The following is a 2,705-nucleotide window of genomic DNA, read 5'->3' as shown; positions in this document are numbered from 1 at the left end:
ACTATTATCATCATTAGTGCCTTTTTAATGTTCCAAAATTTTCAGTTAGGGTTAAGAGCTTTAATTTTAACCATTGTTGTCGGACAAATTAATGATAATATACTGGCTCCAAAGTTAATGGGAGGAATGACTGGATTAAATCCATTTTGGATTATTATTGCATTATTTATTGGAGGGAAAGTAGCTGGCGTATTAGGATTATTGATTGCTGTTCCTTTAGCCAGTGTTCTTAAAACAAATATAGATATTTTACGTGAGACACCAGAATTGAAAGAGCCAGACAAGGCTTCCGAAGATGGCAAATGAGACTTTGTAAAAATAGTTTAGTCTCCCTTAGAAATAGGGATTATTCACATAATTGTCATGGAATTTCTCCATATATCAAGACTAATTTGTTAAAGACTTCAATGATTAAGTATTTAGGAACTGAAGGAGTTTCGAGCTAAACCAACAAAGTATTGACTCATCATTGATTATGCACAAAAAAAACCTTTTTCGCTTCCTCCCTTCTTTGTTCACATTAGTCCTGTTTGGGCTATCTCTTTGGTCAATTCATCAGTATTTCCACCATTATAGATTCCAAGACTTTGAGCAGAGTTTATCAGCCCTTCCTGTGTCTAATATTCTTGGAGCTATTGCTTTAATGAGTCTCAACTATCTGATTATGACAGGATATGATTATCTGGGGATAATTTATGTTCGTCAGGCTCTTCCTTACTCGAAAACAGCTTTAGTGGGCTTAATCTGCTCTGGGATTAGTAATAATCTGGGTTTCGCTGTATTAAGTAGTGGGATGATTCGTTATCGTTTTTATTCGACTTGGGGGCTGTCCGTCATCGATGTTGCTCAGGTTTCAGGCTTTTGCGATCTAACTTTTTGTTTAGGGATGTTTACAACAGGAGCTATTATCTTTCTCAATCAACCATTAGAGATCCCTGATTTATTACATTTACCTTTTAACTCAGTTCGTCCATTAGGAGAAATCTTTCTCTTAATTATTATCGCTTATTTAGCAGTAACGATTGTCCGTCAAAAGCCCTTCAGGATTGGTAAATGGGAGTTACCTCATCTGAACTTTAGATTAGCTTTAAGTCAGTTAATTATAGCTAGTTTAGATTGGTCATTGGCAGCCACGATTTTTTACTTAATTTTAAGTCCGTCTATTTCTTTATCTTATTCTACTTTTTTTGCCATATATATATTAGCCCGTATTGCCGAATTAGCTAGTAATGTGCCGGGAGGGATTGGCATATTTGAGACAGCCATTCTTCTTTGTTTATCTCAGTTTATTTCTTCTAAAGAATTGTTGGGATTTTTACTAATTTATCGTGGAGTTTATTATTTTATTCCTTTATTTTTCTCGGGTTTATTATTTGGACAATATGAAATAAAACAGATTGTCAAGAAAAAGCGAGGAATTAAACTAAATCAATAATAAAGATTAACATTAGGGAGTTAAGAGAACAAAAACGACAATGAGGGTCACACTTAGCCACCATAAACGTTTCAACCATCTTTGTCGTTGCTTTCGCCGAAGTTTTGAGCTTAAATTTAATTGTAATGGTTACATAGACGAATACTGCTAAGTTATCTGCCCACATCGCCTGGAGACTGGAGTTTGGGGATCAGGGATTAGGGATTGGGATAGTATTCTTTTAACTGAGAAGCCGACTTATTCCCTTGGAGACTTTCAGCCCCCATACCCAACCCCCAATTCCTAATCCCTAAAAGGCTGACAGAGCAAGGGTTCCATCCATAACTTAGCGGCATTCGTTCCATAGACCTTTCTGGGAGCTAACGTCTGAGAATTGATTGTCTTGAGCTTAGTAACCTATTGTTAAAAATTGGCTAACTCATAACTAGACTCAGATGCATCACCGCCTTATCCTGGGGATTCTCCTGGGGATTCTCGAAGGATCTCACGGGATTGGTTTTGACCAAACATGAGGTTGAAATTGCCGGTCGAGAGGGGTTTGGGCAATGTGGTTAGTGTAGTTGTGCATAACCTTAATAGCAATGCCTAAAATCACTTCTAATACCTGCTGTTTACTATATCCGGCTTCTAAAAAAGCTTTGATTTCATTGTCTTCAACCCAGCCTCGCTTTTTGACCATCTGTTGGGTAAAGTGCCGTGGGAGCGACGCAAAAATGTCGCATCGACCAAATCTAGTCCACACAAGGGCTTGACACGGATGGGCGGGGAGCTTTCCTGACCACTGTTACCACAGAGAATGGCCAAGCCCGGACTTTGAAAAAAGGTTTTTTTACCATCCTGTCCATTGGAGAGATAGAAAATACTTTTTAAAACAGCAAAAATTTACCTACATTTATTTTAAAGGTAAGTCATTAATTTACGATTCTTAATTAGTAAAATAGAAAATAAGAAGAATCAAAATTACTCAATAGCTGGATAAATTCGAGCCGTTAAAATTGAATCAACCAATTCAGCCCACCTACCAGCTAACCACTGACAACGTGCGTGTAATATAGCTTCTGCATTATGCCTTATCCAAAACTTACCATTACCTTTCAGTCTTAAGTTGACAGCTTGCCGTATTAAACTTTCAATGGCTCCACTTCCAAGAGGCAGTTTTTTCTCAGATATCAAAGGGTAATTAATTCTGTCATTTTCTTGAAGTTTAACTAAATATTTTATTTCTTTTTCTAAAGCTTTTGTATCAAGTTTATCATCTTTTTTAAAAGCT

The 2,705-nt window shown here is 36.8% G+C and carries 3 protein-coding genes and 1 pseudogene; 2 read left to right on the top strand and 2 right to left on the bottom strand.

Annotated features, from left to right (window positions below; all coding sequences use genetic code 11):
- Both P9B04_RS19785 and P9B04_RS19780 read left to right on the top strand, forming a co-directional pair.
- On the top strand, positions 1–306 hold a 306-nt coding region (locus P9B04_RS19785; protein ID WP_342056691.1), incomplete at its 5' end, for an AI-2E family transporter.
- A gap of 169 nt (positions 307–475) precedes the next feature.
- Complete coding sequence (locus P9B04_RS19780) at positions 476–1,435, top strand: lysylphosphatidylglycerol synthase domain-containing protein (protein WP_342056690.1); 960 nt, start codon at positions 476–478, stop codon at positions 1,433–1,435.
- Positions 1,436–1,919: 484 nt separating this feature from the next.
- On the opposite strand, the gene P9B04_RS19775 is transcribed toward P9B04_RS19780, so the two are convergent.
- Together P9B04_RS19775 and P9B04_RS19770 are read right to left on the bottom strand one after the other, a co-directional pair.
- Positions 1,920–2,114 (bottom strand): hypothetical protein, encoded by a 195-nt coding sequence (locus P9B04_RS19775; RefSeq protein WP_342056689.1) that lies wholly within the window; start codon positions 2,112–2,114, stop codon positions 1,920–1,922.
- 281 nt (positions 2,115–2,395) lie between these two features.
- A pseudogene (locus tag P9B04_RS19770) lies at positions 2,396–2,705 on the bottom strand (hypothetical protein); the annotation flags it as partial.

The sequence above is a fragment of the Crocosphaera sp. Alani8 genome (assembly GCF_038442745.1).
GTDB lineage: Bacteria > Cyanobacteriota > Cyanobacteriia > Cyanobacteriales > Microcystaceae > Crocosphaera.
Note: the sequence above shows the minus strand (reverse complement) of the source record. Positions and strands in the feature narration are given on the sequence as shown.

Excerpts from the sequence above, each read along its gene's own strand:
- P9B04_RS19775 (WP_342056689.1), bottom strand. The coding sequence starts at position 2,114 with ATGGTCAAAAAGCGAGGCTGGGTTGAAGACAATGAAATCAAAGCTTTT.
- P9B04_RS19780 (WP_342056690.1), top strand. The coding sequence starts at position 476 with ATGCACAAAAAAAACCTTTTTCGCTTCCTCCCTTCTTTGTTCACATTA.